Annotated in this window: 24 protein-coding genes; 12 read left to right on the top strand and 12 right to left on the bottom strand. The window is 57.6% G+C overall.

Annotation, left to right across the window (positions count from 1 at the left end):
• Positions 1–21 precede the first annotated feature (21 nt).
• Entirely contained in the window at positions 22–3756 is a 3735-nt protein-coding gene (locus C7H08_RS10640) for a YhdP family phospholipid transporter (RefSeq protein WP_106671720.1), read from the top strand.
• 12 nt (positions 3757–3768) lie between these two features.
• Entirely contained in the window at positions 3769–4596 is an 828-nt protein-coding gene (locus C7H08_RS10635; RefSeq protein WP_106671719.1) for a carbon-nitrogen hydrolase family protein, read from the top strand.
• Between the two features lie 11 nt (positions 4597–4607).
• On the opposite strand, the gene yjgA is transcribed toward C7H08_RS10635, so the two are convergent.
• From yjgA to C7H08_RS10575, 12 genes are all read right to left on the bottom strand, one after another.
• Positions 4608–5132: a ribosome biogenesis factor YjgA gene (gene yjgA, locus C7H08_RS10630; protein ID WP_106671718.1), complete on the bottom strand. Its 525-nt coding sequence runs from the start codon at positions 5130–5132 to the stop codon at positions 4608–4610.
• A 17-nt stretch (positions 5133–5149) separates the two neighbouring features.
• Positions 5150–6511: a magnesium transporter gene (gene mgtE / locus C7H08_RS10625; protein ID WP_106671717.1), complete on the bottom strand. Its 1362-nt coding sequence runs from the start codon at positions 6509–6511 to the stop codon at positions 5150–5152.
• 91 nt (positions 6512–6602) lie between these two features.
• Complete coding sequence (locus C7H08_RS10620; protein WP_106671716.1) at positions 6603–6872, bottom strand: HPr family phosphocarrier protein; 270 nt, start codon at positions 6870–6872, stop codon at positions 6603–6605.
• A gap of 7 nt (positions 6873–6879) precedes the next feature.
• Positions 6880–7764, bottom strand: coding sequence for an RNase adapter RapZ (gene rapZ, locus C7H08_RS10615; protein WP_106671715.1), 885 nt, complete (start codon positions 7762–7764; stop codon positions 6880–6882).
• Between the two features lie 39 nt (positions 7765–7803).
• Positions 7804–8274, bottom strand: coding sequence for a PTS IIA-like nitrogen regulatory protein PtsN (gene ptsN / locus C7H08_RS10610; protein ID WP_106671714.1), 471 nt, complete (start codon positions 8272–8274; stop codon positions 7804–7806).
• A 99-nt stretch (positions 8275–8373) separates the two neighbouring features.
• Positions 8374–8676, bottom strand: coding sequence for a ribosome hibernation promoting factor (gene hpf, locus C7H08_RS10605; protein WP_044384321.1), 303 nt, complete (start codon positions 8674–8676; stop codon positions 8374–8376).
• Positions 8677–8748: 72 nt separating this feature from the next.
• Positions 8749–10278, bottom strand: coding sequence for an RNA polymerase factor sigma-54 (locus tag C7H08_RS10600; RefSeq protein ID WP_106672084.1), 1530 nt, complete (start codon positions 10276–10278; stop codon positions 8749–8751).
• Between the two features lie 190 nt (positions 10279–10468).
• Positions 10469–11194 (bottom strand): LPS export ABC transporter ATP-binding protein, encoded by a 726-nt coding sequence (gene lptB, locus C7H08_RS10595; protein WP_106671713.1) that lies wholly within the window; start codon positions 11192–11194, stop codon positions 10469–10471.
• Positions 11195–11201: 7 nt separating this feature from the next.
• Positions 11202–11729 (bottom strand): lipopolysaccharide transport periplasmic protein LptA, encoded by a 528-nt coding sequence (gene lptA / locus C7H08_RS10590; protein WP_106671712.1) that lies wholly within the window; start codon positions 11727–11729, stop codon positions 11202–11204.
• On the bottom strand, positions 11713–12312 hold the full coding sequence (gene lptC, locus C7H08_RS10585; RefSeq protein ID WP_188445154.1) for an LPS export ABC transporter periplasmic protein LptC: 600 nt from the start codon (positions 12310–12312) through the stop codon (positions 11713–11715). Before lptC ends, lptA begins: the two co-directional genes overlap by 17 nt.
• Entirely contained in the window at positions 12309–12878 is a 570-nt protein-coding gene (locus C7H08_RS10580; protein WP_106671711.1) for a KdsC family phosphatase, read from the bottom strand. Before C7H08_RS10580 ends, lptC begins: the two co-directional genes overlap by 4 nt.
• Before the next feature lie 34 nt (positions 12879–12912).
• Positions 12913–13902 (bottom strand): KpsF/GutQ family sugar-phosphate isomerase, encoded by a 990-nt coding sequence (locus tag C7H08_RS10575; RefSeq protein WP_106671710.1) that lies wholly within the window; start codon positions 13900–13902, stop codon positions 12913–12915.
• Positions 13903–14115: 213 nt separating this feature from the next.
• Between C7H08_RS10575 and C7H08_RS10570 the strand changes: the two genes are divergently transcribed.
• The 10 genes from C7H08_RS10570 to hisC all read left to right on the top strand — a co-directional run bounded on the left by C7H08_RS10570 (position 14116) and on the right by hisC (position 22314).
• The gene (locus C7H08_RS10570; protein ID WP_227663238.1) at positions 14116–14931 is read left to right on the top strand and encodes an ATP-binding cassette domain-containing protein; all 816 of its coding nucleotides are present in this window, start codon (positions 14116–14118) and stop codon (positions 14929–14931) included.
• A complete protein-coding gene (gene mlaE / locus C7H08_RS10565; protein WP_106671708.1) occupies positions 14928–15710 on the top strand; it encodes a lipid asymmetry maintenance ABC transporter permease subunit MlaE in 783 nt (260 codons plus the stop codon). The genes C7H08_RS10570 and mlaE overlap by 4 nt, the downstream gene beginning before the upstream one ends.
• A gap of 22 nt (positions 15711–15732) precedes the next feature.
• Positions 15733–16182, top strand: coding sequence for an outer membrane lipid asymmetry maintenance protein MlaD (gene mlaD, locus C7H08_RS10560; RefSeq protein WP_106671707.1), 450 nt, complete (start codon positions 15733–15735; stop codon positions 16180–16182).
• Positions 16183–16205: 23 nt separating this feature from the next.
• Entirely contained in the window at positions 16206–16859 is a 654-nt protein-coding gene (locus tag C7H08_RS10555) for an MlaC/ttg2D family ABC transporter substrate-binding protein (RefSeq protein ID WP_106671706.1), read from the top strand.
• Positions 16856–17173, top strand: coding sequence for an STAS domain-containing protein (locus tag C7H08_RS10550; protein ID WP_106671705.1), 318 nt, complete (start codon positions 16856–16858; stop codon positions 17171–17173). Before C7H08_RS10555 ends, C7H08_RS10550 begins: the two co-directional genes overlap by 4 nt.
• A gap of 60 nt (positions 17174–17233) precedes the next feature.
• Complete coding sequence (locus C7H08_RS10545) at positions 17234–17482, top strand: BolA family protein (RefSeq protein ID WP_106671704.1); 249 nt, start codon at positions 17234–17236, stop codon at positions 17480–17482.
• A 19-nt stretch (positions 17483–17501) separates the two neighbouring features.
• Positions 17502–18764, top strand: coding sequence for a UDP-N-acetylglucosamine 1-carboxyvinyltransferase (murA, locus tag C7H08_RS10540; RefSeq protein WP_106671703.1), 1263 nt, complete (start codon positions 17502–17504; stop codon positions 18762–18764).
• 30 nt (positions 18765–18794) lie between these two features.
• Positions 18795–19442, top strand: a complete 648-nt coding sequence (gene hisG / locus C7H08_RS10535; RefSeq protein ID WP_106671702.1) for an ATP phosphoribosyltransferase — start codon at positions 18795–18797, stop codon at positions 19440–19442.
• A 253-nt stretch (positions 19443–19695) separates the two neighbouring features.
• Positions 19696–21000, top strand: a complete 1305-nt coding sequence (gene hisD / locus C7H08_RS10530; RefSeq protein WP_106671701.1) for a histidinol dehydrogenase — start codon at positions 19696–19698, stop codon at positions 20998–21000.
• Between the two features lie 261 nt (positions 21001–21261).
• Positions 21262–22314 (top strand): histidinol-phosphate transaminase, encoded by a 1053-nt coding sequence (gene hisC / locus C7H08_RS10525; RefSeq protein WP_106671700.1) that lies wholly within the window; start codon positions 21262–21264, stop codon positions 22312–22314.
• Positions 22315–22433 lie beyond the last annotated feature (119 nt).

Here is a 22433-nt window from a genome sequence, read left to right as displayed (position 1 = left end):
GTCTGCGGAGTTATCTGACCTATGCAAGGCCGTGAGCAAGATCAAACCCAAGCGTCTGTTCGTCCAGCGAGTATGCTGGCAAAGGCGCTTGAGTATCTGGCGAACGCCGTCTGGTGGTTCATTTTCGCCATACTGGTGGTGTTCGCCCTCTATGTTGGGCTTGGTCGCCAGCTCACCAGTGACCTTGATCGCTATTCCCGCGACCTCTCCTCGCACTTGTCAGAACGCACCGGGCTGGATGTCCAGGTGGGCACACTGTCGTCCCGCTGGCACTGGCTTGACCCTGCAGTAACCGCCAACGACGTTACGCTGCGTCACCCGGACACCGGCGAACCGATCGCCGAACTCGAGCACCTGCGGCTGCGGCTAAACTTTCTGTCCTCCGTTTTTCGTTTCCGTCTGGTGTTTGAAGATTTTGAAGCCGATGGCTTGTCACTGACACTGACCCGTCGTGCTGGCCTTGATCTGTTTGATCCGCCTGACGAACTGAGCGACCTGACTCACCCGGGCGGCCAGGATCTGCAATCCTGGCTAAAGCTGGCGGGGCGCTGGCTGTCTGACCCGAGGGTGACGTTGACGAGGATCAGTCTTGCCATTGACGATGGCTCCGGCAACCTGCGCCAACTGGATATTCCCAGGCTGGATCTGGTCTACCGGCGGGGTTTGTTTCAAGCCTCCGGCCGCGCCATGCAGCCGGGGACGTCAACCCAGTTGGCCAGTTTTGCCCTGGTAGGGCAGCACTTTTTTCGCGGTGAGTTTACCGGCCAGCTCTATCTGGATGTGGATTCGGGCCGACTGTTTGATGGCCTGATTGATGATCTGAACTGGCGCGGTGTGAGAGTTGAGGGTTTTGATCTGGGCGGGCGCGCCTGGTTAACCTTCCGCAACGGCGAGATTGAGCAGGTCCAGGGCTCCGTCTACACACCGTATCTGCAACTTGGCGTGAACAGGGAGTCGCTCGCGCCGATCGAAGATATCCGTGCCCGGTTTGGTTGGCGCAAAGATGGCCCGCTTCAGCTGCAGGAATTGCAGTGGCAATGGATCGGCGAACAGGTGGAGCCGTTCGGGCTTCGGCTTGAGCCGGTCACGGACGGTAACGTGTTCATTGCTGATGACGTGCCGTTGGCTCCGATCCGGCGCCTCGTTCAGACCTTGCCACTGTTGCCCGATGTGCCAAACCAGGCACTGGAGCGGTACCGGCCGGCAGGGTATCTGGATGATGTGATCCTCACGTTGCCTGAGGATCCGGGCAATTTCGAGCTTTCTGGTCGCCTGCGTGATGTTTCGATACAGGCTTCCCGGGGTGCGCCCTCGGCCAGCGGCCTCCAGGGGTTGATACTGATGAACGCAGAGGGGGGCTATGTCACCCTGGATACCGCGCAATCGGCAAACCTCGGATTTCCCCAGCTTTTCAGCTCGGATTGGTCGCTCAGCGCTATGAAGGGCACGGTATCCTGGAGACTGGCAGGCCCGATTACCAGAGTGTTTTCTGACGACTTGACGTTGTCGTATGGTGACCAGTCATTGTTGACCGGTGCCTTCGATCTTAGGCTCGACAAGTTTGGTGAAGATAATCTTGGTTTGAGCGTGGGCGTTGAGAACGGCACAGCTCAAATGCTTGCGGACTTTGCCCCCGCCCGAGTGATGAACGAAGAACTCTATGATTGGCTGACAACCGCCATCACGGAAGTTGACATTACCGCCGGACAGTATTACGGACATGGCCGGATAGATACTGGCGCGCCCCGCGGATCGTTTGTGTCCTCCATGTGGTTTGAGTTTGATGAGGCCCGTATCCGCTATGACCAGCGGTGGCCGGAGCTGGAGGGTGCCCGTGGCCGGGTCGAAATTCACAGCGCGGACGCCCGGGTTACCCTGGCACAAGGGCGCACGGGCGGTCTGGACTTGAGTCAGGGCGAGGTCAGGGTGGTGCCCGGCAACGGCGATACCACGAACCGAATACTGGTTGATGCCGCCGCCAATGTTCCCGGGCAAGCGGTGCCTTTCTGGATGAACAATACGCCGTTGGGTGAGCTGGCCGGTGTTGCCGCCAGCGGGCTTGACTATCGAGGTCTTTATGAATTGTCACTTAATCTCGACCTGGCGCTGGCCAGTGGCGCCCAGCCCGAAGTACAGGCAAAGGTCAGCACCAGCGGGGCTGAGGTGGCCTATCCCGACGCCGGGTTGAGCTGGACCGGCATTGAGGGCGAACTGACTTACCATACAAGCCAGGGCTTTTCCGGTGCGCCTTTGAGTGCGAACTTCCTTGACCAGCCAGTGATGGTCAGTTTTGAGCAGACAACGGCTAGTGACACCGGTGGCCCGGGACTGTTGATACGACAAGCCGGTCAGCTATCGATGCCGTCGTTCCTTGGTCAGTTGGGGTTGGCGGAAGATATGTCCCTGGGTATGGCGGGCACGCTTGATTACACCGCAGAGCTGAAAGTGGCCCCCGAAACCACGCCCCGGCTCTCGGTGACGTCAGACTTGCACGGGCTGGCGCTGGACTGGCCTGAACCCCTGGGCAAATCGGCCGATCAGACCGCCGAGTTGGCGGCTCTGATTGATCCCAGCGCCAGCGAGGGTTTGCGGATAACCGGAGACTGGCAGAATCGTCTGGGCTTCGACCTGTTGTGGAAACGCTCCGGATTCGATCTGCATTTCAGCCAGTTGAACCTGGCCGGGCACACCCTCAGTAACATTCAGATCAATGCGTTGAATCTGGGCGACCGGTGGGTGTTCAATACCGAATCCGAGCGACTACTCGGGCGCCTGATGGTGCCGGATGACGGTGTGATCGAAGTGGACCTGCAGCGTCTTAGCCTGTTGCGCTCGGACTCGGACTCGGACAGCGACGCCGACAGTGCTCCGGAATTACTGACTCTGGAGCAGCAGTTGGAAGCCTTTCGCGCTCTTGATATCGGAAGCTGGCCGGACATCGACGTGAAGATCGACGAACTGAGGTTAGGTGACGAAAGCGCTGGCCGCTGGCAGTTCAGTCTGCGCCCGGAACCGTTCAGGTTGAACGTCACGGGCATTGATGGCCAGCTGCAGACGCTGGCTTTGAAGGGCGACATGACCTGGAGCGTGGTGGATGAGCGGGAAACCAGCCGGTTTGTGGGCGCACTTTCGGGAGGGCGTCTGAATGAACTGGAGGCACTGACCGGCGCACCAATCCCGCTGAACAATGAGCAGACCCGTATTGATCTGAACCTGGATTGGCCCGGTCGACCGGATGAATTCGCCTTGAGCGGCCTCAGTGGTCAGGTCAGTGTGCGATTGGATGATGGTGTCATCATGGAACAGAGCGGTTCGGCCCAGTTGTTCAGGATTTTCAACCTGCTCAACACCGATACGCTCTGGCGAAGACTCCGCCTCGATTTTTCTGATCTGTACGAAAGGGGTATTGCCTTCGATGCCATTTCTGGCAAAGCCAGCCTGGTGAACGGGTTGCTCACGCTGGACCCAGAACTGCAGTTGGTCGGTCCATCCGGAGCCTTCAAACTCAACGGCACCACCAATATGACCGACGAAAGCCTGAATATGAGACTGGTGCTGGTGTTGCCGGTTACCCAGAATCTGCCCCTTGCTGCCATACTGATGGGAGCCAGTGCCCCGATTGGGGGCGCGCTGTTTGTGCTCGATAAGATTCTGGGTGACCCCCTGAGTAAATTAACCAGTGCCACCTACAGCGTGACCGGTAGCTGGAGCGACCCGGAAGTTGAACTTCGCCGGGTTTTTGATACGGGTGAATAGAGGAGTTGAGCCATGACCCACGTAGCCGCTATTCAGATGGTCAGCAGCCACGACATTGCAGGCAATCTTGCTGAGGCGGAACGCCTGTTACGGGAAGCTGCGGTCCAGGGTGCGAAAGTAGCGGTGCTGCCGGAAAATTTTGCGGTACTGGCCACGACGCAAATGCTTGAATGTGGCCGGCAGGAAGCCAGTGCCGAGCCGGTGATCCGTCGTTTTCTGTCGGCGCAGGCCAAGGCGCTGGGTTTATGGATTGTAGGCGGCTCCCTGCCGCTGGCAACGCGGCCAGATGGGTCAGACATGGTCGAGCGGGTTCGTGCAAGCTGCCTGGTCTATAACGATCAAGGCCAGGAGGTTGCGCGTTACGACAAGATCCATCTGTTTGATGCCATGGTGGAAGATTCTCATGGTCAGTATCGCGAATCCGATACCTTCGAGCCGGGCGATCAGGTGGTTACGGTGGAGACGCCCGCGGGCAGGCTGGGGCTGGCCATCTGCTATGATCTGCGCTTTCCCGAGTTGTTCAGAGCGTTACGGCAGCAGGGCGCTGATTGGGTGTGTTTGCCCAGTGCCTTTACCTGGCAGACCGGTGACGCCCACTGGCACGCCCTGATTCGAGCCCGGGCCATCGAGAATCAGGTCTGGGTGGTCGCCCCTGGTCAGGGTGGCCAGAACAGTCCGCGCCGCAAAACCTACGGTCACAGCCTGATCTGTGATCCCTGGGGCAAGGTTGCCTGTGAAATTGAAGAAGAGGGGCCGGGCCTGGTATGCGCCGACCTGGGCCTTGAATATCTTGAACAAGTCAGAACCCGCATGCCGGTCTGGCAACACCGGCGCCTGTAAAGCGCCGGACATCACAGCTCTGCGTCGTCAATCCATTCCCGGAGAGCCCGGAACAATTTTCGCGCCTGACCGGTGTTTTTCTGAGAATCCACTTCCTTGCGAGCATTGCGAACCAGGTTGCGCAAATGCTGAACGTCGGCCAATGGGCAATAACCAATAAATTCGCCCACGACCTTATCGCCTTCGGCGATCATCCGGTCACGCCAGCGTTCGGCCAGGTGGTGGCGACGGGTATGCTCCTCACTGCCGGCATGAAAGGCATCAATAGCGCGGCTCAGAGTTTCGGGATCTGCTTCCTGTCGAATCACCTTGCCAATATATTGCAGGTGCCGGCGCTTGGCTTCACGCTGGTTGATCCGGCGTGATTCCATAATGGCCCGCTGCAGGGTATCGCTGATAGCCAGCGTCGCCAGCTGCTCGTCGTTCAGATCCAGCATCCGCTTGCCCAGGTCCTGCAAGGCGTGCATGTCCCGCTTCAGCTGGGACTTGCTGGGGCCGGAGTACTCAGGAAGTTGGTCGTCAGTATGGTCAGTCATGGTGATCGTCAATTTTGTCAGGCGTAGAAAATGGTGGCCAGTCCCAGAAAGGCCATGAAGCCGACAACGTCGGTAACCGTTGTCAGAATTACACTGCCGGCGAGGGCGGGGTCAATGTTTCTGGATTTCAGGTACAAGGGCAAAACTGTGCCGACTAACGAGGCCACCACCAGATTGATGACCAGAGCAGCTGCAATGATGGCACCGATCAGCCAGTCCTGGAACCAGAGTATGGCGGCAACGGCCACCACCACGGCCCAAAGCAGGCCGTTGAGAACGCCCGAAAGGAACTCACGGTTCAGCAGCCAGCCCACGTTGGCGCCACTGATCTGGCCAACGGCCATACCGCGGATCACCAGGGTCAGAGTCTGACTGCCGGCGATACCGCCCATGCTGGCCACGATCGGCATTAATACGGCCAGCGCCACCACCTTGGCGATGGTGTCTTCAAACAGGCCGATCACCCCAGAGGCGGTAAACGCAGTAAGCAGATTGATGCCTAGCCACACCGCCCGGCGACGGGTTGTTTTCATGATCGGCGCGAAGGTGTCTTCGTCCTCATCCAGACCGGCCATGCTCATCAGCGAATGGTCGGCGTCTTCCCGGATAACATCGACCACGTCATCGATAGTGATCCGGCCCAGCAGCTTGTTGCCTTCGCCCACCACCGGCGCCGAGATCAGGTCGTAACGTTCGAACAGGGTGGCTACTTTGGTATCTGACAGACCGACCGGTATCGGTTCGATTTCGGTATCCATCACTTCCCGAACCGTGGCGGCAGGGTTGGAGACCAGCATTCGGGTAATCGGTAACATGCCGATAAATTCGTCCCGTCGGCTCACCACGATCAGGCTGTCGGTCATCGGTGGCAAGCTGCGATGCCGGCGCAGATAACGTAAAACCACGTCAATACTGATGTCTGGCCGCACGGTGATGGTATCCGTGTTCATCAGGCCGCCGGCAGTATCCTCCGGGTAGGCGAGTACTTCCTCTACCCGCTGCCGGTCCTGCTCGTCCATGGTGTCCAGAACTTCCTGAATCACCGTGTCGGGAAGTTGCTGCAGCAGGTCAGCCAAGTCATCCGACTCGAAATTCTCGATGATATCCGCCAGTTCCTGGGCATTCAGCTGGCTCAGGAAATATCCACGAATGTCATCGCCGAGGTACTGCAGTACCTCGCCTTCGAGCTGTTTGTCGACCAGGTTCCACAGCAGTGCACGCTGGCGGGGCGGCGAGGATTCCAGCAGGTGGGCGATATCGCTGGGACTCAGGCCGCCATTAAGAATGCGGGCTACTTGCTTGAGGGCACCACTGTCCAGGGCCTCACTGAGAGAGCGAAGGCGCTGGCGGGCCTGACTTTTTTCAAGAATATCGGTCATGAAAACCACCTGCGATCAGAAAACCCTCGTATTATAGCGGAGTTAGCCGGTACAGGTGAGAAAGAGTTGTAGGGAAATAGCGAAGCCGGGCTTAGCCGCCTTCGCCAAAATAATCGTCGATCAGTGTGACCAGTGCCCTGATGGCGTCCTGCTCGTCCGGACCCTCGGCAACAAGCTCCACCTCGGTGCCCTGGCTGGCAGCCAGCATCATCACCTGCATGATGTTTTTGGCGTCTACATCCCGGCCTTTGCCACGAATCCGTACCTGGCAGTCGAAGCCAGACGCCGTCGCCACCAGTTTGGCGGTGGCACGGGCGTGCAGGCCCAGTTTGTTGATGATGGTGATGGGGCGGCAGATCATGGGTTGATCAGATCTCCCCTCGAGCCTGAAGATGAGGCAGCTCGGTGTGACGTACCTGAACGTTGTTGTAACGGGTGCTGAAATGGCGACCCAACTGCTCGCACACATACACTGAGCGGTGCTGACCACCGGTGCAGCCAATGGAAATGGTCATGTAGCTGCGGTTGCTGTCGGCAAAGGAGGGCAGCCAGGTGTCGAGAAACCGTATCAGGTCATCCACCATCTGCCCGGTCAGAGGTTCCCGCTCAAGAAAATCAATGACCGGCTGGTCGGTGCCCACGTACTTGCGCAGGCTGGTGTCCCAGTACGGGTTGGGGAGGCAGCGAACGTCAAAAACGTAGTCCGAGTCGACCGGCACGCCATGTTTGAAGCCAAAAGATTGGAACAACAGCGCCAGTTCCTGGTCTTTGCGCCCGGCAACTCGCTGTTTGACCATGTCCCGCAGTTCATACATCGACAGGCCGGTGGTGTTGACATAAAGGTCGGCCAGTCTCGACAGTGGATCCAGCAAGGCCTTTTCATTGGTGATCGCCTCGCGCAGAGAGGTTTTATCATCGCTGAGCGGGTGCTTGCGCCGGGTGGCATGAAATCGCTGCAGCAGCGACTGTTCATCGGCATCCAGGAAAATGATCTCGACAACGATGCCGGTGTCACGAAGCTGGTCGTAAATCTGCTCGAAATTGGCCAGTTCCGCAGACAGGTTACGGGCATCAATGCTGACCGCCATCTTTCTGAGACGGCCGGGCGCCTCCTGATGGGCCGCTTCACGAGTCAGGGGGAACAGCAATCCGATAGGAAGGTTATCAATGCAATAGAAGCCCAGGTCCTCGAGTACGTGCAATGCGGTACTCTTGCCAGATCCGGACCGGCCACTGACGATGATCAGCTTCATGGTAGGCACTCCTTCCTTCTTTTGCTGGTGCAATGGGTATCAGGTGCTGACCGTGGTCATACGCTGGTACAGGGCGTCGGCATCTTCACATTGGCGCAGCCGTTCGCAGAAGGCGTTGTCATTGAACTTCTCGGCCAGTTGGCTTAGCAGTTCAAGGTGCTCGCTGGTGGCTTCTTTCGGAACAATCAACGCGAATACCAGGTCAACCGGCTGGTTGTCGATTGCATCAAAATCTATGCGCTCTGCAAGCGTCATCAGAACCCCGATGACACGATCGAGCCCTTCAAGACGGCAGTGGGGAATGGCAATTCCCTGGCCGATACCGGTGCTGCCGAGTCTTTCCCGGGATACCAGGTTACTGAATATCTGGGTGTCGCTGAGTATTTCATCCTGATGATGAATATGCTCGGCAATGGTCTCCAGAACCCGCTTTTTACTTGAGGCCGGTACCCGGCACAGCGTCAGTTCAGGAGCCAGAATGTTGTCGATGGTCAGGGATGTATCGCTCATGGATCGACTGTGATTCCCTAAAAAAAAGGCTGCGGCCGGTAAGCCCCGCCGCAGCTCGATCTATTGAAACACCCGATAAGGTGGCGCGAAATACTGCGCTCAGCCGTTACCGTGCATCCGGTCAACGTTCTTTTCTTTGTGCTTGAGGATCTGTCGGTCGAGCTTGTCTACCAGGGCGTCGATCGCCGCGTACATATCCTCGTTTTCAGCCTTTGCGTGAATCTCGCCACCGATGACGTGCAGGGTGGCTTCGGCCATCTGACGAACTTTCTCAATTTCCAGCGTCACCTGGCAGTTACTGATGTGATCAAAGTGACGCTCCAGCTTTTCGAACTTGGTGTTGACGTAATCCTTCAGTGCAGGGGTCAGTTCTACGTGATGGCCTGAAATATTGAGTTGCATAGGCGTCTCCTGTTGTCATCGTGCCGGCTTTCTGCCGGGCTGAATACCGGTGCTTCGTGCACTGGCAAAAAGTCAAACCAGTCGTTTACGTTCATTCGAAGGCGGAATGTGCATCGCCTCCCGGTACTTGGCGACGGTGCGCCGAGCTACATTGATTCCCTGTTCTCCAAGCATGGCCGCAATCTTGCTATCGCTCAATGGCTTTTTTGGAGTTTCTTCTGCAATCAGTTTCTTGATCATCGCACGAATGGCGGTAGAGGAACATTCCCCGCCCTCGGCTGTGCTGACATGGCTCGAGAAAAAGTACTTCAGTTCGAAAATGCCCCGGGGGGTGTGCATGAACTTTTGCGTGGTAACCCGGGAGATTGTCGACTCATGCATCTCCACGGCCTGGGCAATGTCAGACAGGATCAGCGGTTTCATGGCTTCTTCACCAAGGTCCAGAAAGCCCTGCTGGTGCTCGACGATGCGCGTGGCTACTTTCAGCAAGGTTTCGTTGCGGCTTTGCAGACTTTTGATAAACCACTTGGCTTCCTGAAGCTGGTCGCGCAGGTAGGTGTTGTCGGCGCTGCTGTCGGCCCGGCGGATGAGCGAGGCATAACTGGCATTAACCCGGATGCGCGGCGCAATCTCCGGGTTCAGTTCTACCCGCCAGCGGCCCTCGTGCTTGCGCACAATGACATCGGGGATTACGTAATCCGGCTCGGTACGGTCGATCACGTCGCCAGGCCTGGGGTTCAGGCTGGTGATCAGGGCAAGCACGTCTCTGAGCTGATCTTCCTTCAGGCGGCTGCGACGCAGCAACTGGGCGTAGTCCCGGTTGCCCAGCAAGTGCAGGAACTGGGTGACCACCAGTCGGGCCTGGCGCAGCCAGGGTGTGTCCGGCGGCAGCTGGTTCAGCTGGATCAGCAGGCACTCCTGAAGGTCGCAAGCAAAAACGCCCGGCGGATCAAAATGCTGGAGTCTGTGCAGAACGGCGACGACTTCGTCCAGCTCGAGAGGATCTTCTTCGGTGTCATCCTGCAGTCCGGAGTAGATCTCCTCAATGGGGGAGGTCAGGTAACCCCGTTCGTCGACGGCGTCCATCAAGGCATGCGCAATGGCGCTGTCCCGCTCGTTCAGCGGGGTCAGGTTGAGCTGCCATTCGAGATGATCCCTCAGAGTTTCAGTCGGGGAGTTACGGGTTTCAAAATCGGAATCGTTGTCATCGTCGCCCTTGCTGGCGGGTGCGGGGCCGGACTGGTAAATGTCTTCCCAGGCGGTGTCCACCGGCAGGTCATCAGGGATCTTGTCGGGAATCTCGTTCTCGGATGACCAATCCGGGGCGTTTTCGTTTTCGTCCCAGTCTGTGGCGACGTCGGAAGTGGGCTCATCGTATTCGGTGCTGGCGTCCTTCTGCTCGGCCTGGGTGTTGTTCGCCTCATCGCCGCTTTCCGGGAGGTCGTCGTCCTCGGGGGTTTCCAGCATAGGGTTGGATTCCAGTGCCTGCTGGATTTCCTGCTGAAGGTCGAGGGTGGAAAGCTGTAACAGACGGATGGCCTGTTGCAGCTGGGGAGTCATGGTCAGACTCTGGCCCATCTTAAGCTGTAACGAGGCTTTCATAACCATGGCTCAAGATCCATAAATCAGGGGTGTCCCGGTGGTGACATCGCCTGCGCACAGGCTGAAAAAAATGTTGTACGCTGGATACTTGCCGTGTCTTGCGGACAGTATAAGCAAGTTCTTTGCCGAGTTTACTTGCTACAGATCATCAAAACAATCAGACCTCGGTCGACGCTGATTTCCTGTCCGTTTACAGGCGGAATTCATTACCCAGATAGACTTCTTTGACCTGCTGGTTGGCCAGGATGGCCTCGGCATTGCCGGAGGCAATGATGTGACCGCCGGAAACGATATAGGCGTTCTCGCAGATATCGAGGGTTTCCCGCACGTTGTGATCGGTAATCAACACGCCGATGCCTTTGTCCCGCAAGTGCCGGATGATGTGTTTGATGTCACTGACCGAGATCGGATCTACCCCGGCAAAGGGTTCGTCCAGCAGAATGAACGCCGGTTCCATGGCCAGCGCCCGGGCAATTTCCACTCGCCGCCGCTCACCGCCGGACAAGGCCATGCCGAGACTGTCCCGTATGTGGGTGATGTGGAATTCTTTCAACAGTTCTTCCAGCTTGGCGTCCCGCTCCGGCCGACTCATGCCTTTGCGGGTTTCCAGAATCGCCATGATGTTGTCGCGCACGGTCAGTTTCCGGAACACCGAGGCTTCCTGCGGCAGGTAACCAATGCCCTTGCGGGCGCGACCGTGCATCGGCAGGGGCGTGATGTCCTGGCTATCGATGGTAATGCGACCGTGATCGGACGGCACCAGGCCGACGATCATGTAAAAACAGGTGGTCTTGCCAGCACCATTGGGGCCAAGCAACCCGACGATTTCTCCGGAACGGATTTCCAGGGAGACGTCCACAACCACTTTTTTCTGTTTATAACTCTTTGCCAGATTACTGGCCCTGAGAACTGCCATCAGAAACCTATTCGTCTGTGGGGTTGCCGGCGCCGCGAGGCTGGATCACCATTTCTACCCGTCCTGAACTTTCTTCAGAGGGTGTGCCGCCCTCTGCGGTGACCACCCTGCTCACGGTGTCATAGTGAATAACGTCGCCCCGGAACACGTTGTTGCCTTGCTCAATAATGGCCTGGCGCTCAAAGGTAAGCTGGTTGTCTGCTGCTGACCAGGTGATGTTGCGGGCCCGGGCGTCGGTCATGGCTTCGCCCTCTCTGGCGGGTTGGCGATAGCGAGCGGGTTCGCCGCTGGCCTCAACCCGGCTCAGGCCTTGCTGGTCGCGATACAACACCAGACGCTCGGCGTTCAGTTGGGTATTGCCCTGCATCAGCTCGACATCGCCGTTGTAGACCGCGATGCCCTCGGCATCGTCCAGTCGGGCGGAGTCAGCGCTGACCCGGATCGGAGCATCCGAGTCCAGGTCGAACGCGGCTGTGGGGCCGGCCAGTATCAGTGTTGCCAACAAGAGGTATGCACGCTTACCTGACGGTTTCATATTGCCCTTCCACCCGGGAGTTGAGTTCCAGTACCCGTTGATCGACCCAAGCCTTCATACCGGTGGCACGGGTAACGCCAAACGGTTCGGTAATCGTGACCGGCTGGTCGGTATGTACAATGCCCAGGTTGTTGTCCAGGGTCAGCAAGCTGGTGGTCAGTGTTGCTTCTGACTCTGCGGTTTGCCTGAGCACCACCACATTGCCAGTCAGAACAACAAGATCTTCGTTGTGCTGGAGGCTACCTTCATCCGCTTCAATAATCCATGGGTCGATACCCTGATCGCTGTAGATTCTGGCCCGGGGCGCGTTCATGGTGGCGTGTTCGCTGTCGTCAAACTGCTCGATGCGAGGGCTCGCCAGGGTCATTTTCAGGTTGCCCTGCTCGTCCCAGGTGCTGTATCGGCCCTCGATGACGAAACTGTCCGGTTCGGAGGGGCCCCTGAGTTCGGTTGCATCACTGCGCGAGATGTCTACTTCTTCTCGCTCCCACATAAGGAATACGGTTGCCGCCACCGTGGCGGCCAGCGCCAGAGTTCGCAGCCGGGGCTTGCGCAGGAGGGTGGGCAGCGTGTTGCGATTCATGACGGCTCGTTCAGATAAGGTTGCAGCGTGGCGTGCAGCTGGCCCTGCGCCCACAGAATGAGATCGCACGCCTCGCGCACGGCACCATAACCACCGTGGGCGTGGGTACAGTAATCCGCCTGCTGACGCACCAGCCAGTAGCCGTTGGGCACGCTAATGCCAAGGCCGGCATACTGCAGGGCAGGGAGATCCGGCAGGTCGTCACCCATGTAGGCGATTTGTTCCGGTGTGATGTTCATCTCAGACACCAGCTCTTGCAGGGCAATTTTCTTGTCTTCACGGCCCTGCATCAGATGCGGGATGCCCAGATCGCTCATGCGCTTTTTGGTCAGGGGCGAGCGCCGGCCGGTGATCACGGCAACAGTAATGCCGGCTTTCATCAACTGCTTCAGGCCCAGGCCGTCCAGAATGTTGAACGCTTTGAGTTCGTCACCGTGGGCGCTGAAATACAGCCGGCCGTCGGTCATGATGCCATCAACGTCCAGTGCAATCAGGCGAATGCCCGCGGCCCTTGCTTTGAGTTCGTCGCCCCAGCTTTCGTGCATCGGCGGGTTCAGATCTGCCATTCGAGGCCTCTTAAATAGCTTTCCAGATAACTTTTCAGATGACCCCGGCCCGCAGCAGGTCGTGCATGTTGATGGCGCCAACCAGGTTGCCATCATCGTCGGTGACGGGCAGGGCGTTGATCTTCATTTCTTCCATGATGTTCAGGGCTTCGGCCGCCAGGTGATCTGCCTGGATAGTTTTGCCGTTATGGGTCATGACATCGCGAATCAGGGTTTTATGGACGTTAGGTGATTTATCGAGCGTTCGGCGCAGGTCGCCATCGGTGAAGATACCCGTTAGCTCACCCGTGGGGCTGACGATGGTGGTCATGCCCAGACCTTTACGGGTGATTTCCAGCAAGGCGCCACTGAGCGTCGTGTCTTCCAGTACCCGGGGAATCTGATCGCCCGAGTGCATGATGTCAGACACCCGCAGCAACAGGCGCCGGCCCAGGCTGCCACCCGGGTGTGAAAAGGCGAAGTCTTCAGCACTGAAACCGCGAGCTTCCAGTAAGGCCACTGCCAGGGCATCGCCCATGACGAGGGTGGCGGTGGTGCTGGACGTTGGCGCCAATCCCAGCGGGCATGCCTCAATAGCGACACTCACATCCAGGTTGGCGATTGCCTCCTTGGCCAGAACCGAATTTGGGTTACCGGTCATGCTGATCAGTGGAGCGCCCATGCGCTTGATCAGTGGCAAGATGGTGACCACTTCGCTGGTGCTGCCACTGTTGGAGATGGCGATGACCACATCTTGCGGCGTGATCATGCCCATGTCGCCATGGCTGGCCTCGCCGGGATGAACGAAAAAGGACGGTGTGCCGGTACTGGCGAGGGTTGCCGCAATCTTGTTGCCGATGTGGCCGGATTTGCCCATGCCCGTCACGACTACCCGGCCTTTACACGCCATGATGACTTCACAGGCTTTGGTAAACTCGCCGTTGATACGGTCTTCCAGAGTTTCGATGGCTTCCCGTTCGATGCGAATGGCCCGCAGTGCGGATGAGCGGTAATCCGGGGCACCTGAAGAAATAGAATCTGTCATCTCGGCTGATTGTCTGCTCGGTCGGTGTGGTTTGCCCGGCCATGGTTGACGGTCGGGTCACTGTGGCGGAAGTATATCATTGTTAAGCCGGGTGGCTGCCAACGTTCAGGGAAACTGAACATTGCCATCAATACATTTTACCGAGCTTTCACTGGCCTGCCATTGAGCTGGCGCGGCGCTTGGCATAATGTAGGCGCTCGCTGAAAAGGAAGGATCATGGAGTCGTCTGCTTATATAACATTGAAAGACGTGGTGTTTTCCCGCTCCGGCCGGCGCATTTTTGATGGCGTGTCCCTGGCTATCCCCGAGGGCAAGATTACCGCCATTATGGGCCCCAGTGGCACCGGGAAAACCACGCTGCTTCGCCTCATCGGCGGCCAGCTCCGGCCGGACTCCGGGCAGGTTACGGTGGCAGGGCACGATGTGCCGAAACTCAAGCGCCGGGATCTGTACCGGTTGCGGGAAAAAATGGGCATGTTGTTTCAGAGCGGCGCGTTGTTTACCGATCTGAGTGTCTTCGAGAACGTGGCCTTTCCGTTACGGGTTCACACCGCGCTGCCGGAAGACATGATTCGCGACATCGTATTGATGAAGCTTGAGGCGGTTGGCCTGCGTGGCGCCCGCCAATTGATGCCGTCCGAATTGTCCGGGGGTATGACCCGGCGCGTGGCGCTTGCCCGCAGCATTGCCCTGGACCCGGAACTGATCATGTATGACGAACCCTTCGCCGGCCAGGACCCGATTGCCATGGGGGTGCTGGTCAAGCTGATTCGTGATCTGAACAGCTCCATGGGCCTGACCAGCGTGCTGGTGTCCCATGACGTACCGGAATCTCTGAGTATCTGCCATTTTGCCTGTATCATTGCCGATGGCAAAGTCATCGGTGAAGGCACGCCGGAGCAGTTACGAGAGCATCCCTCTGAGCGTGTGCAGCAGTTTCTGAAGGGTGAGCCCGATGGCCCGGTGCCGTTTCATTATCCGTCCGGCGATGCTGCCTCGGATTTCGGCTTACCAGGAGGCGCAGCATGATGGATCGGATTGCAGCGTTTGGCCGCGTGGGTATCGATACGGTTGCGTCTTTCGGTCGTGCCAGTCAGTTTTTGGCGGGTGTGCTGGGCGGCGTGCCCAGGCCGTCGGTTGGCTTCCCCCTGCTGATCCGGCAGCTGTACGCGGTGGGCGTGCTGTCGCTGGCCATCGTCGTGGTCTCGGGGCTGTTTATTGGTATGGTGCTGGGCCTTCAGGGCTACACCATCCTCAGCGATTTCGGTTCCGAGGCGGCCATCGGTCAGATGATTGCGTTGACTCTGGTGCGTGAACTCGGGCCCGTGGTTACGGCGTTGCTGTTCGCTGGCCGTGCCGGCTCGGCCCTGACCGCAGAAATTGGCCTGATGAAGGCCACTGAGCAATTATCGAGCATGGAAATGATGGGGGTGGATCCGCTGCGCCGCGTTATTGCACCGCGGCTTTGGGCGGGTTTTCTGGCGATGCCGGTGCTGGCCATGATCTTCTCGGTGGTTGGTGTAGTGGGTGGCATGTTGGTTGGTGTGGAGTGGTTGGGCGTGTTTGAAGGCTCCTATTGGGGCAATATGCAGGCGTCGGTCGACTTTTTCGACGATGTGGTCAACGGCATTATCAAGAGTGTGGTGTTCGGTTTTGTTTGTGCCTGGATCGCGGTCTATCAGGGTTATGACTGCGTGCCGACCTCTGCCGGCATCAGTTCCGCCACCACCAAGACCGTGGTTTATTCATCGCTTGCAGTGCTCGGCCTCGATTTCGTGCTGACCGCTGTCATGTTTGGTAATTTTTAATCAGGAATTCCGGGAGCCTGTCATGGCACAAAGAACAACAGAAATTATCGTCGGTCTGTTTATGGTGGCCGGGCTTGCGGCCCTGATGTTTCTGGCGCTGCAGGTCAGTGGGCTGTCGCCAAAATCGTCTGGCGACAGCTACACCTTGTCTGCCAACTTTAATGACACTGGCGGATTGGCACCCAGAGGCAAGGTCTCCATGGCAGGGGTCACCATTGGTACCATTGATTCAATTACCCTGGATAAGCAGACGTTTCAGGCCCGGGTAGTCATGTCGATTGATAAAGACGTTGATAACATTCCAGCGGACAGCGCTGCAGTAATACGTACATCCGGAATTCTGGGTGAGCAGTACATTGATATATCGATCGGCGGGGACATGGAATCGTTAACAGCGGGTGAGACCTTTTATACAACTCAGTCCGCCATGAACCTGGAACGGATGATCAGTAATTTCGCGTCCGGCCGGTAAGAGTTTACACACAGGAGAATGCAATGCTTGCTTTGAAACAACGAATTTTTCTGATTTTTACCCTGTTTGCTCTGGGGCTTGGTCAGGCCTGGGCCAGCCCGGAAGACGAGTTGAAGCGTTACGTGGATGACAATACTCAGAAGCTGGTGCAAAAACTGAATGCCGAGCGCGGTCTCTACAGCGAGGATCCTGAGGCCTTTTACGCCAGCATGAGCGAGACTCTGGACGAGTTTGTGGATTTTCGCCGTATCGCCGCTCGCGTCATGGGCCGTTACGCCCGCCAGACCACACCGGAGCAGCGTGATGAATTTGTCGAGAAGTTCAAGCGCAGCCTGTTTGATAGTTACGCTCAGGCACTGGTGTCGGCAGACAGCTTCGAGATTACCGTAAAAGACGCCTCTATCATGAGCGATAATGACAGTCGTGGCGCCGTACAGATGGAAATGGTCAGCGCTTCCGGCACTCGGTACCCGGTCACTTATTCCATGTACAAAAATGCGGAGGGTCGCTGGTTAATGGAGAACGTCATCGTTGAGGGCGTCAACATTGGTCTGGCGTTCCGTGATCGCTTTGCCCAGGAAATGGAAGAAAACCGCGGCCAGGTGCAGGCAGTGATTGACGGGTGGGGAGATGCCCTCGAATCTCTGAACCTTGACGAAGAACTCGACCGCTCATGAGCAGCGGTGCGCCCACGGTTGAGCTGGACGGTTCCATTTTGCGGGTCGTCGGTGAAGTAGACGTCGACTCGGTGGTGATCCTGCGCAATCGGGGTGAGCAGCTAATGAGTGCGGCTCCCGGCCCGTTGACGGTGGATCTGTCAGGGCTTGTAACTGCACACAGTGCGGTGCTGTCGATGCTGTTATGCTGGCACCGGCTGGCGCTGAAAAACCAGACAGCGCTTACCTTCGACGGAGCCAGTGAGCGCCTGCTGTCGCTGGCCTCGCTCAGTAATCTGCAAGATCAGATTCCCGGATTTGCCTCACACAGCTGACCGGCGCCCTGGAATTGGTTACAATTCCGCCCCTGATTTCAAACCAGTTGAGGAATGTCTATGGACGCCGCCCAGGTTACCGAACTTGTCAAAGAAGCCATGCCCGATTGCGAGGTTCAGGTACAAGTCGATGGCAACCATTATATGGTGGTTGTCGTAGGCGATGTATTTGAAGACCTGCCCACCATCAAACGGCAGCAGATGATCAACAAGGTACTGTTCCAGCACGTCATGGACGGCACCATTCACGCTCTTCACCCGAAAGCCTTCACTCCGAGTGAGTGGGCCGAGCGGCAGGCCAACACCTGAACAGAACAGGATAATAATTGTGGATAAACTTCTGATCAGGGGTCGCAAGCCTCTGAATGGCGAAATTCGTATTTCCGGTGCCAAGAACGCCGCGCTGCCGATATTGGCGGCCACATTGCTGGCGGATGAGCCGGTGACCGTCGGCAATCTGCCACACCTGAACGACGTTACCACCATGATCGAGCTGCTGGGCCGCATGGGTGTTGAGCTGATGATCGACGAAAAGATGAGCGTCGAAGTGCACGCCAACACCATCGAGCATTTCCATGCGCCCTATGAGCTGGTGAAAACCATGCGCGCCTCGATCCTGGTACTGGGGCCACTGGTGGCACATTTCGGTGAGGCAGAAGTGTCTCTGCCTGGTGGTTGTGCCATCGGCACCCGCCCGGTCAACCTGCACATCCACGGTCTGGAACTGATGGGTGCGGAGATCAAGGTCGAGAATGGCTACATCAAGGCGAAAACCAACGGTCGCCTGAAGGGTGCCCACATCTTCATGGATACCGTGACCGTGACCGGCACCGAAAACCTGTTGATGGCGGCGACTCTGGCGGACGGTAAAACCATTCTGGAAAACGCCGCCCGCGAACCGGAAGTGGTCGACCTGGCCGAGTGCCTGATCGCTATGGGTGCCGATATCAAGGGCCACGGCACCGCCACCATCGAGATCAACGGTGTGGAGCGCCTGCATGGCTGCCATTACAATGTGCTGCCGGACCGTATTGAAACCGGGACCTACCTGGTCGCGGCGGCGGCCACCGGTGGTCGGGTAAAGCTGAAAGATACTCGAGAAGATTTGCTGGAAGCGGTACTGCTTAAGTTGAAAGAGGCTGGTGCGCACATCACCACCGGTCCGGACTGGATCGAGCTGGACATGAAGGGCAAGCGCCCGAAGGCTGTCAGTGTTCGCACGGCGCCTTACCCTGCTTTTCCGACCGACATGCAGGCGCAGTTTGCGGCTATGAATGCCGTGGCGGAAGGCACCGGTACCATTGTCGAGACGGTGTTTGAAAACCGGTTTATGCACCTGCAGGAACTGATCCGCATGGGTGCCGACATTACCCTGGAAGGGAACGCTGCGATCATCAAAGGTGTGGACCATCTGACGGGTGCGCCAGTGATGGCAACCGACCTGCGTGCGTCTGCCAGCCTGGTCATTGCCGGTCTGGTCGCCGAGGGCGATACCATCGTCGATCGTATTTACCATATTGATCGCGGCTACGAGTGTATTGAAGAGAAACTGCAGCTGCTGGGCGGAAGCATTCGCCGCTTGCCAGGCTGATCCAACATCAACGGGAACCCGGGAAAACCCATGACAGATTCCATCACCATCGCTTTGTCGAAGGGGCGCATCCTCGAAGAGACCTTGCCTTTGCTGGCGGAAGCCGGCATTGAGCTGGTAGACGACGTGAATAAGTCCCGCAAGCTGGTGTTCCCGACTACGGATCCCCAGGTGCGTATTTTGATTATCCGGGCGACGGATGTACCCACCTATGTTCAGTACGGTGCTGCAGATCTTGGCGTTACCGGGAAGGATGTGCTGATGGAACATGGCGGTGAGGGGCTTTATGAGCCGCTGGATCTGAACATTTCCCGTTGTCGGTTGATGACGGCGGGCAAGAAGGGAGAGCCGGCGCCTTCCGGTCGAATCCGGGTGGCGACCAAGTTCGTAAATCTTGCACGTCGGTATTATGCGGCCCAGGGTCGGCAGGCGGATATCATCAAGCTGTACGGTGCGATGGAGCTGGCGCCGATTCTGGATCTGGCGGATGAGATTGTGGATATTGTGGATACCGGTAATACCCTGAAGGCGAATGGTTTGGAGCCTCGGGAACTTATTGACCATATCAGCAGTCGGTTGGTGGTGAACCGGGCTTCTATGAAGATGAAGCATGGGCAGATTAACCCGATCATCGAGAAGATGGCGGTGGCTGTGGATAAACGCCGGGGTTCCGAGTAAGAATCGCTCGCGCGGCGCTTTCGGGATTTTGGCTGGGTGCACGAGCGCTCAGGGTGGCCTTTCCAAAACACGCTCCTTCGGCACATCCATGTGACGCTTGGGCTCCGCCATCCCTGGCTCCGCACAGTTTTGGAAAGGCCACCCTGAACACTCGTCTCAACGTTTGGCGTAAGCAGCCCCGCGCAAGCAATTCCCAGACTAGCCGGCTGGTATTCCGGCGAACGCGTAATTAATCCAAAGCAGGATTCGAGCTATGACAGACAAGATCACCAGACTGAACACCACTCAGAGCGACTTTGACGGCGCGCTGGCCAAGCTGCTGGCCTGGGATGACAGTGTGGATCATCAGGTGAACGAGTCGGTGCGTCATATCCTGCATGAGGTGAAAACCCGTGGCGATGCGGCGGTGCTGGAGTTTACGGCGAAGTTTGATCGGCTGACGGTTGGTTCGATGGCGGAGCTGGAGATTGGTCAGGATCGTTTGCAGGCGGCGTTGGCCAGGATTCCTCAGGATCAGCGGAAAGCGCTGGAACAAGCGGCTGAGCGGGTTCGGGATTATCACGAGCGGCAGAATCAGCAATCCTGGCAGTATCAGGATGAGGACGGGACGATTCTGGGTCAGAAGGTGACGCCGCTCGACCGTGCCGGTTTGTATGTGCCGGGTGGTAAGGCGGCGTATCCGTCGTCGGTGTTGATGAACGCAATTCCTGCGAAGGTGGCGGGGGTGGGCGAGTTGATTATGGTGGTGCCGACGCCGGATGGCGTGGTGAACGATATGGTGCTGGCGGCGGCGGCCATTGCCGGAGTGGATCGGGTGTTTGCACTCGGTGGCGCGCAGGCGGTGGGCGCGTTGGCTTATGGCACGGAAACAGTGCCGGCGGTGGATAAGATTGTCGGGCCGGGCAATATTTTTGTCGCCACCGCCAAACGTGAGGTGTTCGGCGTGGTTGGCATCGATATGATTGCGGGGCCGTCGGAAATTTTGGTGATCTGTGACGGCAAGACCGATCCGGACTGGATCGCGATGGATCTGTTTTCCCAGGCTGAGCACGATGAGCAGGCCCAGAGCATTCTGGTGAGCCCGGACGCGGATTTCCTGGATGCGGTGGAAGCCAGCATCAACAAACTGCTGCCAACCATGGAGCGGGAGAAAATTATCCGCACATCGATGATTGGCCGGGGTGCGTTTATCAAAGTGGCTGATCTGAAAGAAGCGGCGGAGGTGTCTAACCGCATCGCTCCAGAGCACTTGGAGCTCTCCGTGGAAGATCCGCAAGCGATGCTGGACGACATCCGCCACGCCGGCGCTATTTTCATGGGTCGGCACACGGCAGAAGCTCTCGGCGACTACTGCGCCGGCCCGAACCACGTGCTGCCGACCAGCGGTACCGCGCGGTTTAGTTCACCCCTGGGCGTGTATGACTTCCAGAAACGATCCTCTCTGATCGGCTTCACCTCCAAAGGTGCGGATCGTATGGGGCGCGTTGCGTCGGTGCTGGCGCGAGGCGAAGGCCTGACCGCGCACGCGCGCTCGGCTGAGTACCGTATTAAAGATTAATTGCCCTCGCTGGCCGATAGAGTCGGCAGCGTGGCGTTTTAGAATCCCCTGAACAATTCTGTGAGCAGGGCTGGTTGGGCACGGAAGCATGTAGAGTGTGGCTGGCGGGGCTTTCCAAAAATTTCGAAGGCCAGGGATGGCCTGAGAGAAGCGCACATGGATGTGCTCGTAGCGGTTTTTGGAAAGCCCCGCCAGCCATACTCCGGCACCCAAACGACAACAACCAGGCCTGCTCCTGCACCATACCGGAGTGCATTAGAAATGAGTAAATACTGGAGTTCACTGGTCAGCAAGCTGCAGCCTTACGTTCCCGGCGAGCAGCCCAAGATGGCTAACCTGGTAAAACTGAACACCAACGAAAATCCTTTCGGACCCTCGCCGAAAGTCATCGAAGCCATCCAGTCGGAACTGAACGATAACCTGCGTTTGTATCCAGACCCTGAAGGCCTGGCGCTGAAAGAATCGATCGCCAACTACTATGGCGTAAAGGCGAGACAGGTCTTCGTCGGCAACGGCTCAGACGAAGTCCTGGCGCATATCTTTCAGGGGCTGTTGAAGCACGACAAGCCGATACTGTTTCCTGACGTTACCTACAGCTTCTACCCGGTGTATTGCGGACTGTACCAAATCGAAAGCAACGTTATCCCGCTGACCGACAGCTTCGAAATCAACCCGGACGACTACAAACAAGCCAACGGCGGCATCATCTTCCCGAACCCTAACGCGCCGACCGGCCGCTACCTCGGGCTCGAGCATGTGGAAGATATTCTCAATGCTAACCCCGACAGCGTGGTGGTGGTCGATGAGGCCTATGTCGATTTTGGTGGCGAGACAGCGATTACCCTGGTGGATAAATACCCGAACCTTCTGGTCAGCCAGACCCTGTCCAAGGCACGTTCGTTGGCGGGCCTACGGGTAGGCTTTGCGGTGGGTAACGAAGAGCTGATCGAAGCCCTGAACCGCGTTAAAGACAGCTTCAACTCCTATCCACTGGACCGACTCGCCCTGGTGGGCGCCATTGCCGCTTTTGAGGATCGTGATTGGTTTGAAAAAAGCCGTCAGGGCGTCATCAGCGAGCGGGAAAGAGTGACGGCTGAACTGGAAAGCCTGGGCTTCGAAGTACTGCCATCCAAAGCGAACTTCGTCTTTGCTCGCCACCCGGAACACGCCGGTGCAGACCTCGCGGCCAAACTGAGAGAGCAAGGCGTCATTGTTCGGCATTTTAACAAGCCGCGGATCAGTGACTTCCTGAGAATCACCATCGGCACCGCTGAACAAAACAATGCCTTGATCAAAGGATTAGCTTCAATTTAGACAGAGCGATAAGCCTGAACGAGGGGTCGGCGCTCACCAAGTTAGCAGTAAGGGGCTGGCAGGGCTTTCCAAAAATGTGCGGAGCCAGGGATGGCGGAGCCCAAGCGCCACATGGATGT

This window comes from Marinobacter halophilus, assembly GCF_003007685.1.
Lineage (GTDB): Bacteria > Pseudomonadota > Gammaproteobacteria > Pseudomonadales > Oleiphilaceae > Marinobacter > Marinobacter halophilus.
Note: the sequence above shows the minus strand (reverse complement) of the source record. Positions and strands in the feature narration are given on the sequence as shown.

Coding starts and splice junctions, on each gene's coding strand:
- hisD (WP_106671701.1), top strand. CDS start 19,696: ATGACAGACAAGATCACCAGACTGAACACCACTCAGAGCGACTTTGAC.
- C7H08_RS10555 (WP_106671706.1), top strand. CDS start 16,206: ATGCTTGCTTTGAAACAACGAATTTTTCTGATTTTTACCCTGTTTGCT.
- mgtE (WP_106671717.1), bottom strand. CDS start 6,511: ATGACCGATATTCTTGAAAAAAGTCAGGCCCGCCAGCGCCTTCGCTCT.
- ptsN (WP_106671714.1), bottom strand. CDS start 8,274: ATGAGCGATACATCCCTGACCATCGACAACATTCTGGCTCCTGAACTG.
- C7H08_RS10640 (WP_106671720.1), top strand. CDS start 22: ATGCAAGGCCGTGAGCAAGATCAAACCCAAGCGTCTGTTCGTCCAGCG.
- C7H08_RS10550 (WP_106671705.1), top strand. CDS start 16,856: ATGAGCAGCGGTGCGCCCACGGTTGAGCTGGACGGTTCCATTTTGCGG.
- lptB (WP_106671713.1), bottom strand. CDS start 11,194: ATGGCAGTTCTCAGGGCCAGTAATCTGGCAAAGAGTTATAAACAGAAA.
- mlaE (WP_106671708.1), top strand. CDS start 14,928: ATGATGGATCGGATTGCAGCGTTTGGCCGCGTGGGTATCGATACGGTT.
- hisC (WP_106671700.1), top strand. CDS start 21,262: ATGAGTAAATACTGGAGTTCACTGGTCAGCAAGCTGCAGCCTTACGTT.
- hisG (WP_106671702.1), top strand. CDS start 18,795: ATGACAGATTCCATCACCATCGCTTTGTCGAAGGGGCGCATCCTCGAA.
- C7H08_RS10545 (WP_106671704.1), top strand. CDS start 17,234: ATGGACGCCGCCCAGGTTACCGAACTTGTCAAAGAAGCCATGCCCGAT.
- C7H08_RS10580 (WP_106671711.1), bottom strand. CDS start 12,878: ATGGCAGATCTGAACCCGCCGATGCACGAAAGCTGGGGCGACGAACTC.
- C7H08_RS10620 (WP_106671716.1), bottom strand. CDS start 6,872: ATGATCTGCCGCCCCATCACCATCATCAACAAACTGGGCCTGCACGCC.
- C7H08_RS10635 (WP_106671719.1), top strand. CDS start 3,769: ATGACCCACGTAGCCGCTATTCAGATGGTCAGCAGCCACGACATTGCA.
- yjgA (WP_106671718.1), bottom strand. CDS start 5,132: ATGACTGACCATACTGACGACCAACTTCCTGAGTACTCCGGCCCCAGC.
- mlaD (WP_106671707.1), top strand. CDS start 15,733: ATGGCACAAAGAACAACAGAAATTATCGTCGGTCTGTTTATGGTGGCC.
- lptC (WP_188445154.1), bottom strand. CDS start 12,312: ATGAATCGCAACACGCTGCCCACCCTCCTGCGCAAGCCCCGGCTGCGA.
- C7H08_RS10575 (WP_106671710.1), bottom strand. CDS start 13,902: ATGACAGATTCTATTTCTTCAGGTGCCCCGGATTACCGCTCATCCGCA.
- rapZ (WP_106671715.1), bottom strand. CDS start 7,764: ATGAAGCTGATCATCGTCAGTGGCCGGTCCGGATCTGGCAAGAGTACC.
- C7H08_RS10600 (WP_106672084.1), bottom strand. CDS start 10,278: ATGAAAGCCTCGTTACAGCTTAAGATGGGCCAGAGTCTGACCATGACT.
- hpf (WP_044384321.1), bottom strand. CDS start 8,676: ATGCAACTCAATATTTCAGGCCATCACGTAGAACTGACCCCTGCACTG.
- lptA (WP_106671712.1), bottom strand. CDS start 11,729: ATGAAACCGTCAGGTAAGCGTGCATACCTCTTGTTGGCAACACTGATA.